General features: G+C 61.7%; 20 protein-coding genes. 13 read left to right on the plus strand and 7 right to left on the minus strand.

Features of this window, described 5'->3' with window-relative positions; translation table 11 throughout:
* Positions 1 to 42 precede the first annotated feature (42 nt).
* The 3 genes from AC0NID_RS27255 (at position 43) to AC0NID_RS27265 (ending at position 3,691) form a co-directional block, all read left to right on the plus strand.
* Positions 43 to 1,344, plus strand: a complete 1,302-nt coding sequence (locus tag AC0NID_RS27255; RefSeq protein WP_473457232.1) for a tyrosine-type recombinase/integrase — start codon at positions 43 to 45, stop codon at positions 1,342 to 1,344.
* Positions 1,345 to 1,641: 297 nt separating this feature from the next.
* Entirely contained in the window at positions 1,642 to 2,748 is a 1,107-nt protein-coding gene (gene nirK, locus AC0NID_RS27260; protein ID WP_473457231.1) for a copper-containing nitrite reductase, read from the plus strand.
* A gap of 52 nt (positions 2,749 to 2,800) precedes the next feature.
* Positions 2,801 to 3,691: an SUMF1/EgtB/PvdO family nonheme iron enzyme gene (locus AC0NID_RS27265; RefSeq protein ID WP_473457230.1), complete on the plus strand. Its 891-nt coding sequence runs from the start codon at positions 2,801 to 2,803 to the stop codon at positions 3,689 to 3,691.
* Positions 3,692 to 3,840: 149 nt separating this feature from the next.
* Here AC0NID_RS27265 and AC0NID_RS27270 read toward each other — a convergent pair whose 3' ends face one another.
* The 5 genes from AC0NID_RS27270 to AC0NID_RS27290 form a co-directional block, all read right to left on the minus strand.
* The gene (locus AC0NID_RS27270) at positions 3,841 to 5,016 is read right to left on the minus strand and encodes an NnrS family protein (protein WP_473457228.1); all 1,176 of its coding nucleotides are present in this window, start codon (positions 5,014 to 5,016) and stop codon (positions 3,841 to 3,843) included.
* 106 nt (positions 5,017 to 5,122) lie between these two features.
* Positions 5,123 to 5,560 (minus strand): pseudoazurin, encoded by a 438-nt coding sequence (locus AC0NID_RS27275; protein WP_473457226.1) that lies wholly within the window; start codon positions 5,558 to 5,560, stop codon positions 5,123 to 5,125.
* Between the two features lie 472 nt (positions 5,561 to 6,032).
* Positions 6,033 to 6,176: a hypothetical protein gene (locus tag AC0NID_RS27280; protein WP_167522726.1), complete on the minus strand. Its 144-nt coding sequence runs from the start codon at positions 6,174 to 6,176 to the stop codon at positions 6,033 to 6,035.
* 74 nt (positions 6,177 to 6,250) lie between these two features.
* The gene (locus tag AC0NID_RS27285) at positions 6,251 to 6,712 is read right to left on the minus strand and encodes an RrF2 family transcriptional regulator (RefSeq protein ID WP_473457225.1); all 462 of its coding nucleotides are present in this window, start codon (positions 6,710 to 6,712) and stop codon (positions 6,251 to 6,253) included.
* Positions 6,713 to 6,767: 55 nt separating this feature from the next.
* Complete coding sequence (locus AC0NID_RS27290) at positions 6,768 to 7,232, minus strand: group III truncated hemoglobin (RefSeq protein WP_473457224.1); 465 nt, start codon at positions 7,230 to 7,232, stop codon at positions 6,768 to 6,770.
* Between the two features lie 193 nt (positions 7,233 to 7,425).
* On the opposite strand from AC0NID_RS27290, the gene AC0NID_RS27295 reads away from it, so the two are divergent.
* Complete coding sequence (locus AC0NID_RS27295) at positions 7,426 to 7,878, plus strand: potassium channel family protein (RefSeq protein WP_473457223.1); 453 nt, start codon at positions 7,426 to 7,428, stop codon at positions 7,876 to 7,878.
* A gap of 13 nt (positions 7,879 to 7,891) precedes the next feature.
* On the opposite strand, the gene hemN is transcribed toward AC0NID_RS27295, so the two are convergent.
* Positions 7,892 to 9,241 (minus strand): oxygen-independent coproporphyrinogen III oxidase, encoded by a 1,350-nt coding sequence (gene hemN / locus AC0NID_RS27300; RefSeq protein WP_473457221.1) that lies wholly within the window; start codon positions 9,239 to 9,241, stop codon positions 7,892 to 7,894.
* 160 nt (positions 9,242 to 9,401) lie between these two features.
* Between hemN and AC0NID_RS27305 the strand changes: the two genes are divergently transcribed.
* On the plus strand, positions 9,402 to 10,130 hold the full coding sequence (locus tag AC0NID_RS27305) for a Crp/Fnr family transcriptional regulator (protein ID WP_473457220.1): 729 nt from the start codon (positions 9,402 to 9,404) through the stop codon (positions 10,128 to 10,130).
* 22 nt (positions 10,131 to 10,152) lie between these two features.
* On the opposite strand, the gene AC0NID_RS27310 is transcribed toward AC0NID_RS27305, so the two are convergent.
* Positions 10,153 to 10,614, minus strand: coding sequence for a hemerythrin domain-containing protein (locus tag AC0NID_RS27310; protein WP_473457335.1), 462 nt, complete (start codon positions 10,612 to 10,614; stop codon positions 10,153 to 10,155).
* A gap of 206 nt (positions 10,615 to 10,820) precedes the next feature.
* Between AC0NID_RS27310 and ccoN the strand changes: the two genes are divergently transcribed.
* From ccoN to ccoS, 8 genes are all read left to right on the plus strand, one after another.
* Positions 10,821 to 12,431 (plus strand): cytochrome-c oxidase, cbb3-type subunit I, encoded by a 1,611-nt coding sequence (gene ccoN / locus AC0NID_RS27315; RefSeq protein WP_473457218.1) that lies wholly within the window; start codon positions 10,821 to 10,823, stop codon positions 12,429 to 12,431.
* An 11-nt stretch (positions 12,432 to 12,442) separates the two neighbouring features.
* Positions 12,443 to 13,174, plus strand: a complete 732-nt coding sequence (gene ccoO / locus AC0NID_RS27320; protein ID WP_473457216.1) for a cytochrome-c oxidase, cbb3-type subunit II — start codon at positions 12,443 to 12,445, stop codon at positions 13,172 to 13,174.
* Between the two features lie 11 nt (positions 13,175 to 13,185).
* The gene (locus tag AC0NID_RS27325; protein ID WP_473457215.1) at positions 13,186 to 13,335 is read left to right on the plus strand and encodes a cbb3-type cytochrome c oxidase subunit 3; all 150 of its coding nucleotides are present in this window, start codon (positions 13,186 to 13,188) and stop codon (positions 13,333 to 13,335) included.
* Positions 13,336 to 13,337: 2 nt separating this feature from the next.
* Positions 13,338 to 14,201, plus strand: coding sequence for a cytochrome-c oxidase, cbb3-type subunit III (gene ccoP / locus AC0NID_RS27330; protein ID WP_473522358.1), 864 nt, complete (start codon positions 13,338 to 13,340; stop codon positions 14,199 to 14,201).
* Positions 14,202 to 14,409: 208 nt separating this feature from the next.
* Complete coding sequence (gene ccoG, locus AC0NID_RS27335; RefSeq protein ID WP_474033343.1) at positions 14,410 to 15,975, plus strand: cytochrome c oxidase accessory protein CcoG; 1,566 nt, start codon at positions 14,410 to 14,412, stop codon at positions 15,973 to 15,975.
* Positions 15,972 to 16,469, plus strand: a complete 498-nt coding sequence (locus tag AC0NID_RS27340) for a FixH family protein (protein WP_474033344.1) — start codon at positions 15,972 to 15,974, stop codon at positions 16,467 to 16,469. The genes ccoG and AC0NID_RS27340 overlap by 4 nt, the downstream gene beginning before the upstream one ends.
* Positions 16,466 to 18,745, plus strand: a complete 2,280-nt coding sequence (locus tag AC0NID_RS27345) for a cation-translocating P-type ATPase (RefSeq protein ID WP_473459208.1) — start codon at positions 16,466 to 16,468, stop codon at positions 18,743 to 18,745. Before AC0NID_RS27340 ends, AC0NID_RS27345 begins: the two co-directional genes overlap by 4 nt.
* Complete coding sequence (gene ccoS / locus AC0NID_RS27350; protein WP_473459198.1) at positions 18,745 to 18,900, plus strand: cbb3-type cytochrome oxidase assembly protein CcoS; 156 nt, start codon at positions 18,745 to 18,747, stop codon at positions 18,898 to 18,900. Before AC0NID_RS27345 ends, ccoS begins: the two co-directional genes overlap by 1 nt.
* Positions 18,901 to 18,928: the final 28 nt, after the last annotated feature.

Consider the following 18,928-nt stretch of genomic DNA (forward strand, 5'->3'; position numbering starts at 1 on the left):
CAAAGAGTAAACCTTGGCGGCGATCGCCGACATGAGGAAAAGATGTCAAGGACTTCGAAAGGGGCACGCCTTGTCTGGCGCGACGAAAGCAGGAAACGGGACGGTTCCTTACGCAGCCGAGCCGGCTGGTTCATCCGGGACGGCGCGACCTTCATCAGCGCTTGCAGCGGCACTGGCGACCGCGAACGCGCTGAAAAGCGGCTCGCCAGCTACATCACCGAAAAGTACGAGCCGGTCCGCGAGCGCGGTCGTGATCCCACTACCGTCGCGATAGCCGACGCTGTTAATGTTTACCTAACAGACGTCGCGCCCGGTCACGCGAAACCGAAAGAAACCGCTGCTCGTATGGTCGCGGTGCTTAACTGGTTCGGCGACATGAGGATCGGCGACATTAACGGCAAAATCTGCCGTGACTATGCCAAGGCGCACGGTGATGGTGCGGCCGCCAGGCGGCAACTGGAGGACCTACGGTCGGCGCTAAACAGCTATCATCGAGAAGGCTATATAACTTCGACGCCTGCGATCGTGCTGCCACCCAAGTCCGCGCCGCGGGACCGATGGCTGACGCGTGACGAAGCGGCTGCTTTGATCCGCGTGGCTTGGCGCATGCGTCAATCTTGGAAAGGAAGGCCTAGCGACCGTCGCACAGGACGCCACGTGGCGCGCTTCATCCTAGTTGCTCTCTACACCGGCACTCGTTCCGCCGCGATCTGCGGCGCCGCCGTCCGACCGACCGAGGGGGCGGGCCATGTCGACCTTGAACGGGGCGTGTTCTATCGTCGTGCAGCCGGTCGCCTCGAGACGAAAAAGCGCCAGCCGCCGGTGCGCCTGCCCAATCGCCTGCTTGCCCATATTCGGCGATGGGCGATTACGCCACTGGAGATCAAGACCAAGGGTCGCGGCAAAAGCGCAAACACCGGCCGAATGATCGCCCATGACTATGTCGTCGAGTGGAACGGTAAGCCCGTCCAGTCGATCAAGAAAGCCTTCCGCTCAGTGGTCGAGGCTGCCGGGCTCGGCTGGTACGACGATGTTGTAGCGCCGGACGGCAGAACCAAGCGCGTGTTCCGTACGGACGTGACCCCGCACATCTTCCGCCACACCGCTGCTACCTGGCTAATGCAACAGGGATCTGATCCCTGGGCGGCCGCCGGCTTCCTCGGCATGAACGTCGAGATGCTGATCCAGACCTATGGCCACCATCACCCGGACTACCAAGCGGATGCCGCAGAAGCGATCGTCTCCAAGGCGGGCTCGCGAAACATTCCGAGAAAAGTCGTCCGAATGCCGGGGGGCACAGAAGGCACAACGCTCTCACTGTCCCCAAACAAACCCCACAGGTAAGTCAGAATTAATGTGAACAGAGGCCACCGCTCGTAGGCCCGGAAATCCGGGCTTTTTCTGGCAAGATGCCTCCTTCGGGACGATTGGGTCACAACCCTGCCACTCCGACCAGAAAAGGAGTACTTAGCGGTTTCCGAAACTCGCTACGCACCTGGATTCGACAAACGCGCGGCGCAAATTCGAATGGCGCCCGCCGTCCTGCGACACGCCTTCATACAGTTTGCGCCAACGCAAAGAAAAGGCGCTTCACGTCCGGTAGTTTCCCCTCATAAGCAACGATTGAGATAGGAGACTAAAATGCTCACGCGACGCGAAGCCCTCTTCGGCGCAGCGATTGGCGCTGCCGCCGTGGCGGCGATGCCCGCATTTTCCGCAACGGCCGACCAGGCGGACATCGGCACGCTTGCCCGCGAAAGGATCAAGCTCGTGGCGCCGCCGTTCGTCCATCCGCACGATCAGGTCGCCAAGGGGGGCCCGAAGATCGTCGAATTCACCATGACGATCGAAGAAAAGCCCGTTGTCATAGACGCCGACGGAACGACGCTCAATGCGATGACCTACAACGGCTCGGTTCCCGGCCCGCTGATGGTCGTGCACCAGGACGACTACGTCGAATTGACGCTCGTCAATCCCGATGCCAACACGCTCGCCCACAATATCGACTTCCATGCCGCAACCGGGGCGCTGGGCGGCGGCGAGCTCACGCTGGTCAATCCCGGCGAACAGGTAACGCTGCGCTTCAAGGCAACCCGAACGGGAACGTTCGTCTATCACTGCGCGCCCGGCGGCTCGATGATCCCCTGGCATGTCGTATCCGGCATGAGCGGCGCGATCATGGTCCTGCCGCGAGATGGCCTGAAGAACGACGAAGGCAAGCCGGTCAAATACGACAGCATCTTCTATATCGGCGAGAACGACTTCTATATCCCGCGTGACGAGAAGGGCAACTTCAAGAGCTATGAATCGGCCGGCGACGGTTACGACGACACTATGAAAGTGATGCGCGGACTGATCCCGACGCATGTGGTGTTCAACGGCAAGGCCGGGTCGTTGACCGGCGACAACGCGATGAAGGCGAAAGTCGGCGAAACGGTATTGATCGTCCATTCGCAGGCCAACCGCGATACCCGCCCGCACCTGATTGGCGGTCACGGCGACTACGTCTGGGAAGAGGGCAAATTCGCCAACCCGCCGGCCAAGGATCTGGAAACCTGGTTCATTCGCGGCGGATCGGCGGGCGCGGCGCTCTACACCTTCCTGCAGCCGGGCGTCTATGCCTATGTCAACCACAATCTGATCGAGGCCGTGGAACTTGGAGCGACCGCTCATTTCATGGTCGAGGGCGAGTGGAATGACGACCTGATGACGCAGGTCGAAGCCCCGAAACCCATCGTCACGAACTGACGATGGCGCAATTTGCCCGGACAGCGCCGCTGTCCGGGCATGGACAAAAGCCATGCCGCTCCACATCTTGAAGGTTGCATCGGCCGCCATGGCGGCCGCAGCGGTTCCCGTGGGGTTTTCGATACAAGCTGTCGGCGACTGGGGTGGGCATCGACAGTCCTATCCCGCGGCCCATCCCGCGGCTATGACCGTTTCCCTGCTTCCCGGTTCGATCGTCTATCCGATGCCGGGCGAGTTCCTGAAGGACGGGCGCCCGCAACGCAATCCCCGCCTCAGGCAGCAGTTCGACGAGCGTCTCGAGATCATGACCTATCAGGTCAGCGCGGCCGACTACGCGGACTGCGTGGCGGCCGGCGGATGCCAACCGTCACAGGAGACACGCGCGATCCCGGACGATGCTCCGGTAACCGGAGTGAGCTATCTCGATGCCGACGCCTACGCGCGGTGGTATTCGGAGGCGACCGACGATCACTGGCGGCTGCCATCCGACGAGGAGTGGGCGTTTGCCGCGGCGGAGCGCTTCACGGGCGAATTCGAGGGGGTAGAAGACGACGCCGACAACCCCGCCAGGCGCTGGCTTACCAGCTACAGGGCCGAGGTCGCTCTCGATCGCAGCCCGGACCCCTTGCCCAGGAGCCGAGGCTCCTTCGGCGTGAACTCCCGTGGCCTCGCCGATCTTTCCGGCAACGTCTGGGAGTGGACATCGACATGCTATGTCCGCGCGACGTTGGCGGCAGATGGAGTTGGTGTTGAGAGTTCGATTGACAATTGCGGTGTCCATGTCGTCGAGGGATTTCACCGGACCTACATGTCGAACTTCGTCAGCGACGGCAAAAGCGGGGGCTGTGCCGTTGGGACGCCTCCCGACAATCTGGGGTTCAGGTTGGTGCGGGACCAACCGGGGTGGGCCAAACGGATCCTCAGCCGCCTAGGGATCATCTGACAAAGAGGAAAGCGGCGGCCGCGCATGTTTTAGAGCGTGATGCGTTCAAATTAACTGAGCATCCCGCTCTATCTAATTGTTTTAGCATAATTTCTTCGACACCACTTGATTCCACCTGACTGCAGAATGCTCTATCGCTGCGGCCTGTTTCACCGCGCCCTTGGCGTCATCAGCGCGGTTCCATAGACCAGGATGAAGCCGGCAAATGCCGCCACCCATGCGGCGCCGGCCAGATGGATCACCCCGTCATGGGGAACGAAGGCGCCCAAGGTTCTCAATGATCCCGCAAGAAGGATGGCCGCGAAGACAAACGACGCTCCTCTTCCAGCCTTGAGTGCTCGCCCAGTGTGCCCGAGCGTTGCGCGGGCCATCACGGCGAGCGTCATCGAGCCGATCGCGCCGGCGCCAAGGGCGTGTAAGCCCGCCGCGGCAGGCACCGCGTCGGGAAAGAATATCGATGCCGAGACCAAGGCAAGACCGACCGGCACAAAGGCGTATGCGGCATGGAGCACAAGCACGAGCGGATCCCGCGTGGTGCGCTCTCCCGCCCATCGCGACAAACGCCATGCCTGGCAGATTGCGGCGACCGCCATGAGCACTCCGGAGATATTGCTGTCCGGGATGACCGTCCATGCTCCCAGCGCGGCGATGGAGACGGCGATCGACGCAATGTCAAAGCGATCGAAGGGCGCCGGAAGCCTGCCCGGATTTTCGCGGACGAGCCAGTTGCGCGTGAAGCTCGGAATGATGCGCCCGCCGATGAGCGAGATGAGGATGATCGCCGCGGCAATGCCGAGCCTGCGGCTGATGTCCGATATGCCCTGCAGATGCGTCTCCACGTGGAACGCGCCGTTGGCACAGGCCAGAATGGCCAGCGGCAGCAACACTTTGAGATTGCGCCAGTTCCTTCCAGCGACGATTTCGCGGGCCGCCGCAGCCGTGACCGCAAGCAGAAAAGCCACGTCGATCACAGCGGCTGCTGCCCAGCCGATATCCGCCGAGAAGAAGACGGCGGCGCGTCCGGCAATCCAGAGAACAACCAGTACCAGCAATGGCGGACCTTGCACGGGCAGCCGGCCGGTCCAGTTCGGGATCGCGGTCAGCAGGAACCCTGTAACGATCGCCGGCAGATAGCCGAACAGCATCTCGTGCACGTGCCAATCGACCGGAACAAATGCACTGTGAGCATCGAGTTCACCCGCATACATCGGCAGCCAAAGCATGACCGAGAGCCCGGCCTGGAGCGCCCCGAGGAAAAAGAACGGCCTGAACCCGTAGGAAAGAAATGCAGGCCCGGAGTAGGCCCGAAGACGTGGAATTCCCATGATTTGTGTCTCCAGAAAAAAGGAGGGCCGGATGAACCGCCGCCGCTCGGTCCGTCCGACCTAACCTGCCCTTACATCTGGCAGGCATGGCTATATCGGTGACTGATCAGTTAGCCGGAACCTGGCCGAGCAGATCCGCGAACACCTTCTTTGCTTTCCCGGCATGCTTGACCGCCGTGGCTGCATCGAGGTTGACCGGCTTGCCGACAGCGATCAGCGCGACCATGCCCATGCCGTAGTGGGGCGCGCATTTGACGCCGTAGACACCCTCCTGGGTCAGCGTGACGGTGATTTCCTCGTTCGTTTTTCCCTTGAACGGTTCTGCGCCATCCGGAATCATGCCCTTGATCGACTGGGCGTCGTGGCTCTTGTCGGTCGGTACGAACTTGACGGTGTCGCCGGGCGCAGCCTGGACGAGGGCCGGCTGGAAGACCATCGCGCCTTTTTCGCCCTTGTTGAGCATCTGCACCACGTGCTCCTCCGCGCTTGCGCCGCCGGCGAGCGCGAGGATGGAGATGGCGGCAGCCAGGATAGAGAGTTTCATCGATTTGTCCTTTGTTGCGTCTTGGCGGCAGTTGGCCGTTACATGCCATCTAGCCTGATCTGCCCCAGGAGAATTTGCGCTGGCGCAAACTCGGGGCAGGAAGGTCAGGACGAGGACGGCTTTTGGTCCTTTCGGAGAGCCGGCCCAAGGGCTGACCGTCACCTACCAGCTTGAACAGCCGATTCCAGATCCAACAGGAAGATCGGGCAACCGACGCAATGCATCCTGTATCTCAGCACCACAGCCACCGTTGCCGGCCATTTTCCTCATGATCTCGTCGACGACCATGTCGGGATCAGGATCGGGTCACCTCGATTGCAAGCGTCATCATAGCTCCCCGACGCCGCCTTCGTTGCGAACCCGAAGCATTGCGGCCGATTGCGGGCTAAAAGCGCGTCGGGTTAGATCGAATTCATGCGAGGCGCTTATGCATGTTGTCCCAAAACCGCTGCGCACTTTTGGGCGACATGCATTAGACAAACGTCATAACCGCTACCGCCCCGACGACAATCAGAACGAGCCCGCCGATCAGCATCGGGAGCAGCGTATTGTCCAGGTCGATGCCCGACTCGAAATGGTTGGTAATCGGCGCATCGTCCTTCTTCGGCTCAGTCATGGCTCGTCTCCATTCGAGGAAAGCGGATTGGTAGCGGGTGGATTACGTGGCGCTGAGGTTGCAGGTCGGGTCCCTTACCCGCCGTTTAGCGGCACGCCGGAACTGCGGGACGCTGGCGGCCTGCCGAGAAAGTCGTGGGGCATCAGGATGATGTCGGCTAGCGTGTAACCGTCGAGGACGTTCTGGAAGGCGACCATCGCTTCGCCAAACATGCCTGAAAGCTTGCAGGAGCCGGTGACCACGCATTGGTTTCCAGTGGCGAAGCACTCCACAAGCGCGAAATCCGGCTCGGTTAGCCGCACGATATCGCCTATGCGGATCATTTCGGGCCGACGCCCCAGCGCAAGCCCACCCGAACGGCCGCGGACAGCTTTCAGGTAGCCGCTGCGCGTCAGGGTATTGGCGACCTTGTTGAGGTGCGTCTTGGACACGTTGAAAGTGCGTGCGACCTCCTCGATCGTGATCAGGCGGTCGCCGGCAGAGGCGGCATACATCAGCATCCTCAAGGCGTAGTCCGAGAAATTGGTCAGCCGCACAAATGGTTCCTCCGATGAATCACGGCGCCTTTGCAGGGGCCACGCCATTCCGGCATCACAGGTCTTTCTCGACGATTGGTTCTATGCCCATCGTGGTCTCGCCACGGTTGAAGGCGACCGCCAGGCGGAAACTGTGCGCGACGCGCAGCGCGCGATCCATGAACAGCGCCGCAACCTCGGGTGGGCAGATGCGGCGCACCGTTGCGCGAAACAGCCTCAGCCAACGCCGGAAATGCGCCTCGCCAAGGCCGGAAATCGTCAGGTGTGGCGGCAACGGCCGGCCGTCATATCGGGACGTCCGGAGCAGTGTCGCGGACCAGAAGTCGCACATCTTCGCGAGATGGCGCGGCCAGTCGCTGGGCTCGATCCTGTCGAGGAAGATTGGGCCGAGAAGTTCGTCGCGGCGAATCTCGTCGTAGAAGCCGTGAACCACACTGCGGATCATGGTCTCGTCAAGCACGTCCGGCAATGGAACCCCGTCGACAACGATCGTTCTCCTGCTGCGACCATTCACGGTCATGTGCGTGCTCCTGATGTGCCTGCAGTCCTGCGATTTGCTTTCGAGGAATGTCCTGTTCGGGGTCAGCCGGCATCCCACGTAAAAGATATATTGTCAATATATGTTTATCCCAGCCGTCGGATTGCTGCCTGCCAAGGCCGCATGGCCGCCGGCGTTCACCGGCCGGGTTTGATTTTGCGCAAGGAAGGCGCTGTTGCGATTGCTATTTTTGTGCATGGTTCTCAATCTGCTCATCGGCACCGTGGTCATAAGTCTGACGGTCCTGATCCACACCTTTGGCCTGATCGCCGTCACGCATGTGATGGGGCATCTTGTTGCGCGGTTTCGCATGCATGGACGGCGCAGCCGCACAGTCGCGATGATCAGCGTGGTAATGGGCCTCTTCGCCGTGATGACGACGGAGGTATGGCTCTGGGCCGGGCTTTACCTGGCGCTCGATATCTTTGCCGACTTCGAAACCGCCCTGTACTTCTCGACCATTACCTTTTCGACCGTCGGTTATGGCGACATCGTGCCCGCGCACGGATGGCGTGTGCTTGCGGCCCTCGAGGGCGTGAACGGCTTCCTGCTGATAGGCTGGTCGACCGCCTATCTGGTCGCGGCCGGAACCCGGATCGGCCCGTTCAAGGCCGGGGAGCATTTCTGAAGTCGAGAAGCACTCAAACAGCCGCCGAATGCCTGGCTTGGCCGACCGCGAGATAATGATCGAACTTGGCCGCGATCGACCTGACAAACGGACGGCCGCTATCGGTCACCAGGAAAACGTCGCCGGAACGCTCAAACAGCCCATCCTGATCGGCTCGGGCAATGGCGACCGCGTCACCAATCACCGACACTGCCGCATTGCCGAAACGGGCGATCGCCTCGCGGCCGGAAAAGGCGAAATCGCACATCAGCCGCTCGATGACCCAGCCGCGAACGCGATCGTCATCGGAGAACGCGATGCCGCGGACAGCGGCCAGCCCGCCACTTGCGACCATGCGTCCGTATTCGGCGGTCGAAGGCATGTTCTGCACGTAGCCCTGGCGAAAACGACCGATGGAGGAAGGACCAAGGCCGATCAGTGTTTCGCAGCGATCCTCGGTGTAGCCTTGGAAGTTGCGATGCAAGGCGCCACCGCGGGATGCAACTGCCAGCGCGTCGCCCGGCTTGGCGAAATGATCGAAGCCAACGGTTTCGTATCCCGCGTTCAACATCAGACAGGCGGCGATTTGCGATTGCGCGAACCGTTCGGCCGGACCCGGCAACCATGCCTCGTCGATCATCGTCTGATGCTTCTTGAACCAGGGCACATGCGCGTAGCCGAAAAGCGCCATCCGGTCCGGCTCCAGGGTCAGCGCCTGCGCCACGGTGGAACAGACGCTCTCCCTGGTCTGATGCGGCAGGCCGTAAAGCAGATCGAGGTTCACGGACCCGACGCCGCGTGAGCGAGCGCCGTCGACCACTGCCTTGGTCTGCAAAAAGCTCTGCTCGCGGTTGATCGCCTTCTGCACCTTCGGATCGAAATCCTGCACGCCGAGGCTGGCCCGCGTCATGCCGATTTGGGCGAGTGCGTCGAGGCGTGCCTCATCCATGTCGTTGGGGTCGATTTCGACGCTGACCTCGGCGTCCGCAAGAACATCGAAGCTGTCCCGCAGGACAGTTCCCAGCGCCATCATATCCCCGGGCTTCAGCATGGTCGGCGAGCCGCCGCCGAAATGGACCGCGCGGACGCGGCCCTTGCCGCTCACGAGGCTGGCAACCGTGGCGATTTCCGCATGCAGCGAGCGGAGATATGCGGTTACCGGGCCATACTGACGCGTCTGCTTGGTATGGCATGCACAGAACCAGCAGAGCCTGTCGCAGTAAGGGATATGCAGGTACAGCGAAATCTCGTCACCGCTTTCGAGCGCCTCCAACCAGCCTCGGTAAACGTCGGCGTCGACGCCGGCATGGAAATGCGGCGCGGTCGGGTAGCTGGTGTAGCGCGGGACATTCTCGCCAAGCCTTGCAGCTAATTGCGGTCGCATATCGCCATCCACTGTGTTTGCATGGTTGGAACTTTGGTCGCATTGGTGACCCGAAACCTTGATTTCGGTCAAAGCGCTGGGCTGAGGACAAACTGCCGCAAGGATTTTTCGGCAGCCGATGCTATCTTGCCGGCACTTTGGCTCCGTCGGGACGATCATGATGACAGTGCGGCAGGACGTTCACAGCGCCGGCATTCCCGTGCTTTGCCAGTCTTGCGAGGCACGGCATCGCGGCGTCTGCGGCGCGCTCGATCCCGACCAACTGGTCGCACTCTCCAAGACTTCGTCGAGGCACAAGATCGAGCCGGGAATGGAGCTGATAGGCGACGCCGAGGCCGTCGACAGCTATTCGAATGTGCTTTCAGGCGTGGTGAAGCTGACGAAGAGCCTTTCGGACGGCCGCCAGCAGATCGTCGGGCTACAGTTCGCGCCGGATTTTCTTGGACGGCCGTTCAAGGTGGAAAGCGCGATCAATGCGGAGGCCGCGACCGCCGTTTCCCTGTGCACATTTCCGAAGGCGACCATAGACCGGATGATGAAGGAATCACCACAGCTCGAGCATCGTCTGCTCAAGCAAACGCTGAACGAACTTGACGAAGCACGCGAGTGGATGGTGACGCTGGGACGCAAGACCGCTTCGGAAAAGGTGGCGAGCTTTCTCCTGATGATCGCCAGGAATATCGACCCGACGGTTGATCCCACCGCCAAGTCGGCGACCTTCGATCTGCCGCTGACGCGCGCCGACATTGCCGATTTCCTCGGCCTGACGATCGAGACGGTGAGCCGCCAGTTGACCAGGCTAAGAACGGACGGCGTGATCCGGATCGAGAACAACCGGCATATGACGGTCGACAACCTGAGCCGGCTGGAACGACGTTCCGGCACCTAGAGCGTCGGACACGAATCCGGTCCTAGCCCTGGTCGATGATTCCGATCGCCGGCAAGACGTGCTCGCGTTCGAACGCGATGTGCCGACGCATGCTTTCGAAAAAACCGCGCAGCATGAAGCCGACGGCTTCGGCATTCCCGACCGTCTCGCCATGGCCGATCGCCAGCAGGATCTCGGTCACCTCGCCGGCAAAGCATTCATCTTCGACGTGTTCGGCGCGCAATCGCCTGATTGAGGCAAGGTTGGCATTGCTGCCGCCGGTAGCCGCCTCATAGGCGGGGAAGATGATCGTCTCCTCATATTGATGAATATTGCGCAGCAATGGGACGATTGCATTGGCTGTGCCGAGGCATTTCAGGCGATCGACGTTCGGCAAGGTGTCCGCGATCTTCTCCAGGGCATCGCAGAGCTTTAGTTTTTCCTCATACGCGCGCCTCATCACCGCACTCGGGACTGCCGCTCTGCCGGACAGGCCAGCTGGCATCGAATTCTCACAGCGTTTCTCGAACAGCGTCGATCCCCGCTCTTTGTCTTTATTCAATGGTCGCCTCCCTTCGTTCGTCAGATCGACGCTGCCCAATCCAAAACTGGGCATCTTTGATTTGGATCAAGGCGGCGGCGATGTAGTCGCGGAATTGGTGTCGCTGCGGATTGGCGTCCGCGCATTGGAATCCGAGTCGGGGACATGTCATGAAATTTGGCACGGAAATCGTCGTAATGTGCGTCTTCACCTTCCTGGCGCTCGTGGCGGCAGGCTTTGGTGTGGATGAGCCGTTTCGCCAGCACATGTGGGTGCTTTTCTTCGTGCTGCTTGGCTTTGTCATCGTCCTTCTGCGCAACACCAGCTTTGCGCCGGCGGCACCGGCCGATCCTTCCGCCTACATGGATGGGCCAGTCCGCTACGGCGCCATCGCCACCATGTTCTGGGGTATTGTCGGCATGCTCGTCGGCGTGGTCATCGCGCTGCAGCTCGCCTACCCGGATCTCAACATCGAGCCCTGGTTCAACCTCGGCCGCCTGCGGCCACTGCATACGTCCGGCGTCGTTTTTGCCTTCGGCGGCAATGCGCTCATCTGCACGTCCATGTACGTCGTGCAGCGCACCAGCCGCGCCCGGCTGTTCGGCGGCAATCTCGCCTGGTTCGTGTTCTGGGGTTATCAGCTTTTCATCGTCATGGCCGCGACCGGCTACCTGCTCGGCATCACCGAGAGCCGCGAATACGCCGAGCCTGAATGGTACGTGGACCTGTGGCTGACCATCGTCTGGGTCGCCTATCTCGCGCTGTTCCTCGGCACCATCCTGAAGCGGAAGGAACCGCATATCTACGTCGCCAACTGGTTCTATCTGTCCTTCATCGTCACCATCGCGATGCTGCATGTCGTCAACAACCTGTCGATGCCCGTCTCTCTCCTGGGCTCGAAGAGCTACTCCGCTTTCTCCGGCGTACAGGACGCCTTGACGCAATGGTGGTACGGTCACAATGCGGTCGGCTTCTTCCTCACAGCCGGCTTCCTCGGCATGATGTATTACTTCGTGCCCAAGCAGGTGAACCGGCCGGTCTATTCCTACCGCCTCTCGATCATCCATTTCTGGGCGCTGATCTTCCTCTACATCTGGGCAGGCCCGCACCACCTCCACTACACCGCCCTGCCCGACTGGGCGCAGACGCTCGGCATGGTATTTTCGATCATGCTTTGGATGCCATCCTGGGGAGGCATGATCAACGGCCTGATGACGCTGTCGGGCGCCTGGGACAAGCTGCGCACCGATCCGATCGTCCGCATGATGGTGATGGCAATCGCCTTCTACGGCATGTCGACCTTCGAAGGTCCGATGATGTCGATCAAGGCGGTCAATTCGCTGTCACACTACACGGACTGGACCATCGGACATGTCCATTCCGGCGCGCTTGGCTGGGTAGGCATGATCTCGTTCGGCGCGATCTATTACATGGTGCCGAAGCTCTGGAACCGTGAACGTCTCTACTCGCTGCGGCTCGTCACCTGGCACTTCTGGCTGGCGACGCTGGGGATCGTCGTCTACGCCGCGGTGATGTGGGTTTCCGGCATCATGCAGGGCCTGATGTGGCGCGAGTACGACGAGCAGGGCTTCCTGGTCTACTCGTTCGCCGAGACCGTGGCCGCCATGCATCCCTACTACGTCATGCGCGCGGCGGGTGGGGCGATGTATCTCGCCGGCGCCGTGATCATGGCCTGGAACATCGCCATGACCATCCTCGGCTACCAGCGCGAGGAAGAACCGATGCCGGGCTCCGTCCCCGCCCTTCAGCCTGCACAATAAGGAGCCAGAGAATGGGCTTGATGGACAAACACGCGATCATCGAGAAGAACGCGACGCTTCTTCTCGTTGGTTCCCTCCTGGTGGTGACGGTCGGCGGTATCGTCGAAATCGCACCGCTCTTCTATCTCGACAACACGATCGAGAAGGTCGAAGGCATGCGGCCCTATTCGCCGCTCGAGCTCGCCGGACGCAACATCTATGTGCGTGAGGGCTGCTATCTCTGCCACAGCCAGATGATCAGGCCGTTCCGCGACGAGGTCGAGCGCTATGGTCACTACAGCCTGGCCGCCGAGTCGATGTACGATCACCCGTTCCAGTGGGGATCGAAGCGCACGGGGCCGGACCTCGCCAGGGTTGGTGATCGCTACTCGAATGAGTGGCACGTTCAGCACCTTGCCGAGCCGCGCTCGGTGGTGCCGGAATCGATCATGCCGAGCTATGCCTTCCTGAAGGATACGGCGATCGACGTGAAGGACTTCTCGACGCACCTTATCGCAAACCGGCGCGTCGGCGTCCCCTACTCCGATGAGATGATCGCTCGCGCCGGAGATGATCTGATGGCGCAGGCCAATCCCAATGCCGACACATCCGACCTGGAGGGCCGCTACCCGAAGGCCAAGCTCGGCGATTTCGACGGCAACCCGCAACAGGTCACCGAGATGGACGCCCTGGTCGCTTACCTGCAGATGCTCGGCACGCTGGTCGATTTCAAGACCTACGACGAAGCCGCCGGCTACCGCTGAGGAGAAAGATGATGGACTACAATTTCATGAGGGAGTTCGCCGACAGTTGGGCTCTGCTCGCCATGACCCTCTTCTTCGTCGGCGTCGTCGCCTTCACGCTCCGTCCCGGCGGCCGAAAGCAGGCCGATGAGGCCGCCCGCATCCCCCTTAAGGACGACTGATCATGAGCAACGAGCATATCGACGAAGTGTCGGGCGTCGCCACAACCGGACATGAGTGGGACGGCATCAGGGAACTCAACAACCCACTTCCGCGCTGGTGGGTCTGGACGTTCTACATCACCATTGTGTGGGCGATCGGCTACACCATCGCCTATCCGGCATGGCCGATGCTGACCTCGGCGACCAAGGGCGTGCTCGGCTATTCGAGCCGCAACGACGTCAAGACCGAGCTTGCCGCCGCCGAGGTCGCCAAGGCAAAATATGCCGCGGCGGTACAGTCGAAAACCGTCTCGGAGATTGCCGGCGACGACGCGCTGCGTGAATTTGCTGTTGCCGCCGGCAGCGCCGCATACAAGGTCAATTGCGTGCAGTGCCACGCCTCCGGGGCCCAGGGGTCCCAAGGCTTTCCCAACCTCAATGACGACGACTGGCTGTGGGGCGGCACGGCCGAGCAGATCCAGCAAACAATCACGCACGGCATCCGCTTCGCATCCGCCTCGGATACACGCCTGTCGGAAATGCCGGCTTTTGGCGAGATCATCACCGGCGACCAGATCACACAGGTCAGCGCCTATGTCGCCAGCCTGTCCGGCCAGGTTCAAAATGCAAGCCTGGTTGAGCCAGGCGCCCAGGTTTTCGCGGAAAACTGCGTGGCCTGCCATGCTGACAATGCAAAGGGCAACAAGGAGCTCGGCGCGCCCGATCTGACCGATGCGATCTGGCTCTACGGATCCGGCGAAACAGCCATCGCCGCGCAGATCCGCGCACCCAAACACGGCGTGATGCCGGCCTGGGTTGAGCGTCTCGGCGAAACCAAGGTCAAGGAACTCGCGGTCTACATTCATTCGCTGGGTGGTGGAGAATAGAAAAGGGGATTCTATTCTCGACCTTAACCACCATGGCGACGAGGCCCGGGCTTGCCCGGGCCTCGACTGCGTTCGGGCGTCCCGCAATTGACCTGCATCAACGCGCGACAGCCTGCCCTGCGGCAAGGCTTGTCCAACGCAGCAATTCGCGCGCCTGCCAATATTCGACTGAGCGCGCGCCCCGAAATCATAAGCTGCGCGACTGGAGATGCTCGTGCTGGATAACACACAGGTAGAACGGCTCGAAGCCGAGGCGGTCAACTCCGCAAAGATCCGCCAGCCGCTGTATGCACCGCGCAAGAAGATATTTCCCAAGCGGGCTTCGGGCAGTTTTCGCAGCTTCAAATGGCTGGTGATGGCGATCACGCTGGGCATCTATTATCTGACGCCCTGGCTGCGCTGGGATCGAGGTCCGTTTGCTCCCGATCAGGCGGTACTGATCGATCTTGCCAACCGCCGCTTCTATTTCTTCTTCATCGAGATCTGGCCGCAGGAATTCTACTATGTGGCCGGCCTTCTGGTCATGGCCGGCATCGGCCTTTTCCTGATCACGTCCACAATTGGCAGAGCCTGGTGCGGCTATACCTGCCCGCAAACCGTATGGGTCGATCTGTTTCTGGTTGTGGAGCGCGCGATCGAGGGGGATCGTAACGCCCGCATGAAGCTCGACGCCGGACCGTGGACCGCGCGCAAGCTTGCGCTGCGCGTAGCGAAGCACGCCATCTGGCTGGTCATAGCGGCTGCCACCGGCGGCGCCTGGATCTTCTATTTCGCCGATGCGCCGACGCTGGCTGGCGAGGTCTTCACCGGCACCGCCGCGCCCGTCGCCTACATCACCATCGCCGTGCTGACGGCGACCACCTACACATTCGGCGGGCTGATGCGCGAGCAGGTCTGCACCTACATGTGCCCATGGCCGCGCATCCAGGCGGCCATGCTCGACGAAAATTCGCTCACCGTGACCTACAACGACTGGCGCGGCGAACCTCGGTCGCGTCATGCCAAGAAGGTCCAGGCTGCGGGGCAACCGGTCGGAGACTGCGTCGATTGCAACGCCTGTGTCGCTGTCTGCCCGATGGGGATCGATATTCGCGACGGTCAGCAACTCGAATGCATCACTTGCGCGCTCTGCATCGATGCCTGCGACAGCGTCCTGGACAAACTCGGCAAGGAGCGCGGGCTGATCTCCTACGCAACGCTGTCCGATTACAACGCCAACATGGCGGTGGCGACCGCAGGCGGCTCCTGTTCGGTGAACCCGTCGCTCGTCCGCACCGACGGCGGCGCTTTCTCCGACAAACTAGCCCATTTCCATCTCCGCAAGATATTTCGGCTGCGCACCTTCATCTACATGGGCGCATGGTCGGCGATCGGTCTTGCGCTGCTCTATTCGCTGCTGACCCGCGACCGGCTCGAGGTCAACGTCCTGCACGACCGCAACCCGCAATTCGTCACGCTGTCGGACGGTTCGATCCGCAACGGCTACACCGTCAAGCTGCTCAACATGATCCCCGAGCCGAGAACGATCGTCGTCACGATGCAGGGATTGCATGGAGCCGAAATGAACGTCGTTGGTGTCGACCTTCCAGCTGACCGGTCCTTCGCCGTCGCGGCCGAACCCGACCGGCTGAAAACGCTGAAGGTTTTCGTGCGCCAGCCGGCGGATCAGGTGGGAAGCGCAACGCAAACGTTCAAGTTCCGCGTCGAGGACAAGGCGAGCTTCGAAACGGACGAATACACGGCCACTTTCAACGCACCGGAGGCCGCCAGATGAGCAGCAAAACGCAAAAATCCCGCGAATTCACCGGCAGGCACATGTTGGTCACCATTCTCGCCTTTTTCGGCGTGATCATCGCGGTCAATCTGACGATGGCGACATTCGCCAGCACGAGTTGGACCGGGCTTGTCGTCGAGAACACCTATGTGGCAAGCCAGCAATTCAACCGAAAGGCCGAGGAAGGGCGTGCGCAGGCGGCACTCGGCTGGGCCGGCAAACTGGCGATCGCTGGGGGTGAGGTCCGCTACAGATTGAGCGATGCCACCGGCAAGCCGGTCCCCTTGCATGGCGTGAAGATACTGTTTCGACATCCCGCCTACGAGGCAGGGGACAAGGCCATCACTCTCGCCCTCGCCTCGGACCAGGAATTTGCCGCGCAGCACTTGCCAAGGGATGGCGTCTGGATCGTCGAAGTCGATGCCGATGCCGGTCTGACAGAGCCCTATCGCGACGTTCGCCGAATCATGATTTCTGGGGGAGCGCTGCAATGAGCTGCTGTGCGCCGGGCGCTGAAATGGCGCTGGATCTGAATGGGGTTACATCCGTTCTGCCGTCGAGCCAGGAGATCAGGCTGGCAAGCCGCTCGCTTGGCGGCGACCTTCGCCAGACCGATCTGTCGGTACCGACGGTTCACTGCGCGGCTTGCATCCAGACGATCGAAACGGCTCTCGGAAAGCTCGACCGCGTCGAGGGCGCTCGTGTCAACCTTTCGACGAAACGGGTATCCGTCCGCTGGCGTGGGGATGAGGTGCCGCCATTCGTCGCCGCGCTTGGACGGCTGGGCTACCCGGCGCATCTGTTCGACGCCGAGATCGGCGAGAAGGACAGAACGCTTTCGGAGCTGATCCGGGCCGTGGCGGTCGCCGGCTTTGCGGCAGGCAACATCATGCTGCTTTCGGTCTCGGTCTGGTCCGGCGCTGAAGGTGCGACCCGAGACCTGTTCCATTGGGTCTCGGCGCTGATCGCCATCCCGGCGCTCGCCTTCGCCGGCGGCATCTATTTCCGCTCGGCCTGGAATGCGTTGAGCCACGGCCGTATGAACATGGACGTGCCGATTGCGGTTGGAGTCTCGCTCGCCTACGCGATGAGCCTCTATGAGACCATCAACCATGGCGATCACGCTTATTTCGACGCGTCGGTATCGCTGCTGTTCTTCCTGTTGATCGGCCGCACACTGGATCATGTGATGCGGGAGCGTGCCCGGACCGCGGTCAACGGCCTGTCACGGCTGGCGGCGCGCGGCGCCATGGTGCTGCGCGGCGACGGTTCGCGCGATTATCTGCCGGTTAACGAGATCGAACCAGGCATGCATCTGCTGATCGCGGCCGGCGAAAGGATCCCCGTCGACGGCAGGATCGTTCAAGGCACGTCGGATCTCGACTGTTCACTGGTTTCCGGCGAAAGCACGCCTAGAACCGTTGCATCGGGGGAATCGGTGCAGGGCGGCACGCTCAATATCACCGGCCCGCTGACCATCGAAGCCACGGCCGCCGCGAAGGATTCCTTCCTGGCCGAAATGGTTCGGCTCATGGAAGCCGCCGAGGGCGGTCGCGCGCATTATCGCCGGATCGCCGACCGCGTTTCGGCGCTCTATGCTCCGGTCGTCCATCTGACCGCCTTCGCGACGTTCCTTGGCTGGATGGCGGCCACCGGCGACTGGCACCGGGCCATGACGATCGCCATCGCCGTTCTCATCATCACATGCCCATGTGCGCTCGGCCTCGCCGTGCCGATCGTGCAGGTGGTCGCGGCGCGGCGTCTGTTCGAAAGCGGCGTCATGGTCAAGGACGGCTCCGCCATGGAGCGCCTGGCGGCGATCGATACGGCGGTGTTCGACAAGACAGGTACGCTTACGCTCGGACAGGCCCGGCTCGTCAACGCGGCGTCCATCGATCCCGCCATGCTGGCAATCGCGGCTGCGATGGCCGCGCATTCCCGCCACCCGTTTTCAAGGGCCCTAGCCGGCTCTGCCGGCTTTGCCGGTCAGCCGAAACTCGAATCCGTCAGCGAGCACCCGGGTTTCGGGGTCGAGGCCACCGCCGCGGGCAGCATCTGGCGGCTTGGCCGGCGCGGCTGGGCCGGATGGACGGCGCGAACCGATGGCGAAAGTGGACATGGCGGAACAGTCCTGGCGAAAGACGGGATCATTGTCGCATCCTTCGTTTTCGAGGATGCGCTGCGTGCAGATGCCGGGGCCGCCCTGGCGGAGTTGAACGACGCTCAAATGTCGTTGGAAATGCTGTCGGGCGACACCGCGGCCGCCTGTGGCGAGGTCGCGGGAATATTGGGTATCGACCGCTTTGTTCCAGCACTGCTTCCCTTCGGCAAGGTCGAACGCATCGAAGCGCTGGCGCGAGCCGGCCACAAGGTGCTGATGGTTGGCGACGGGCTCAACGATACGCCCGCGCTGGGCGCAGCACATGTCTCGATCGCTCCAGCCACCGCCGCCGACATTGGCCGCAACGCCGCGGATTTCGTGTTCCTGCGCGAAAGCCTTCTGGCAATACCCCTTGCCGTGGACGTCTCGCGCAAGGCCGGACGGCTGATCCGCCAGAACATCGCCATCGCGATCGTCTACAACGCCGTTGCCGTGCCGATCGCTATTCTGGGGCATGTCACGCCGTTGATCGCCGCGATCGCGATGTCCGCCTCGTCGCTGCTGGTCATCGGAAATGCGCTGCGCCTGCAGGGCTTTGCGCCAAGCGCACCGGAAAGAATTGCACCGCAGGACAGATATTCCAACGTCAGCTCATTGGCACAATCCTGATGACGACGCTTGTCTATCTCATACCGGTGGCTCTGTTTCTCGGCGCGCTTGGGCTGTTTGGCTTCCTGTGGGCCTTGAGGAGTGGTCAATACGAGGATCTCGACGGAGCCGCCGAGCGGATCCTCATCGACCCGGATGACAGGCTGAACGACTGACCCAGATCACAGTGCCGAGGCCGAATGC

This window comes from Mesorhizobium sp. WSM4821 (assembly GCF_055901555.1).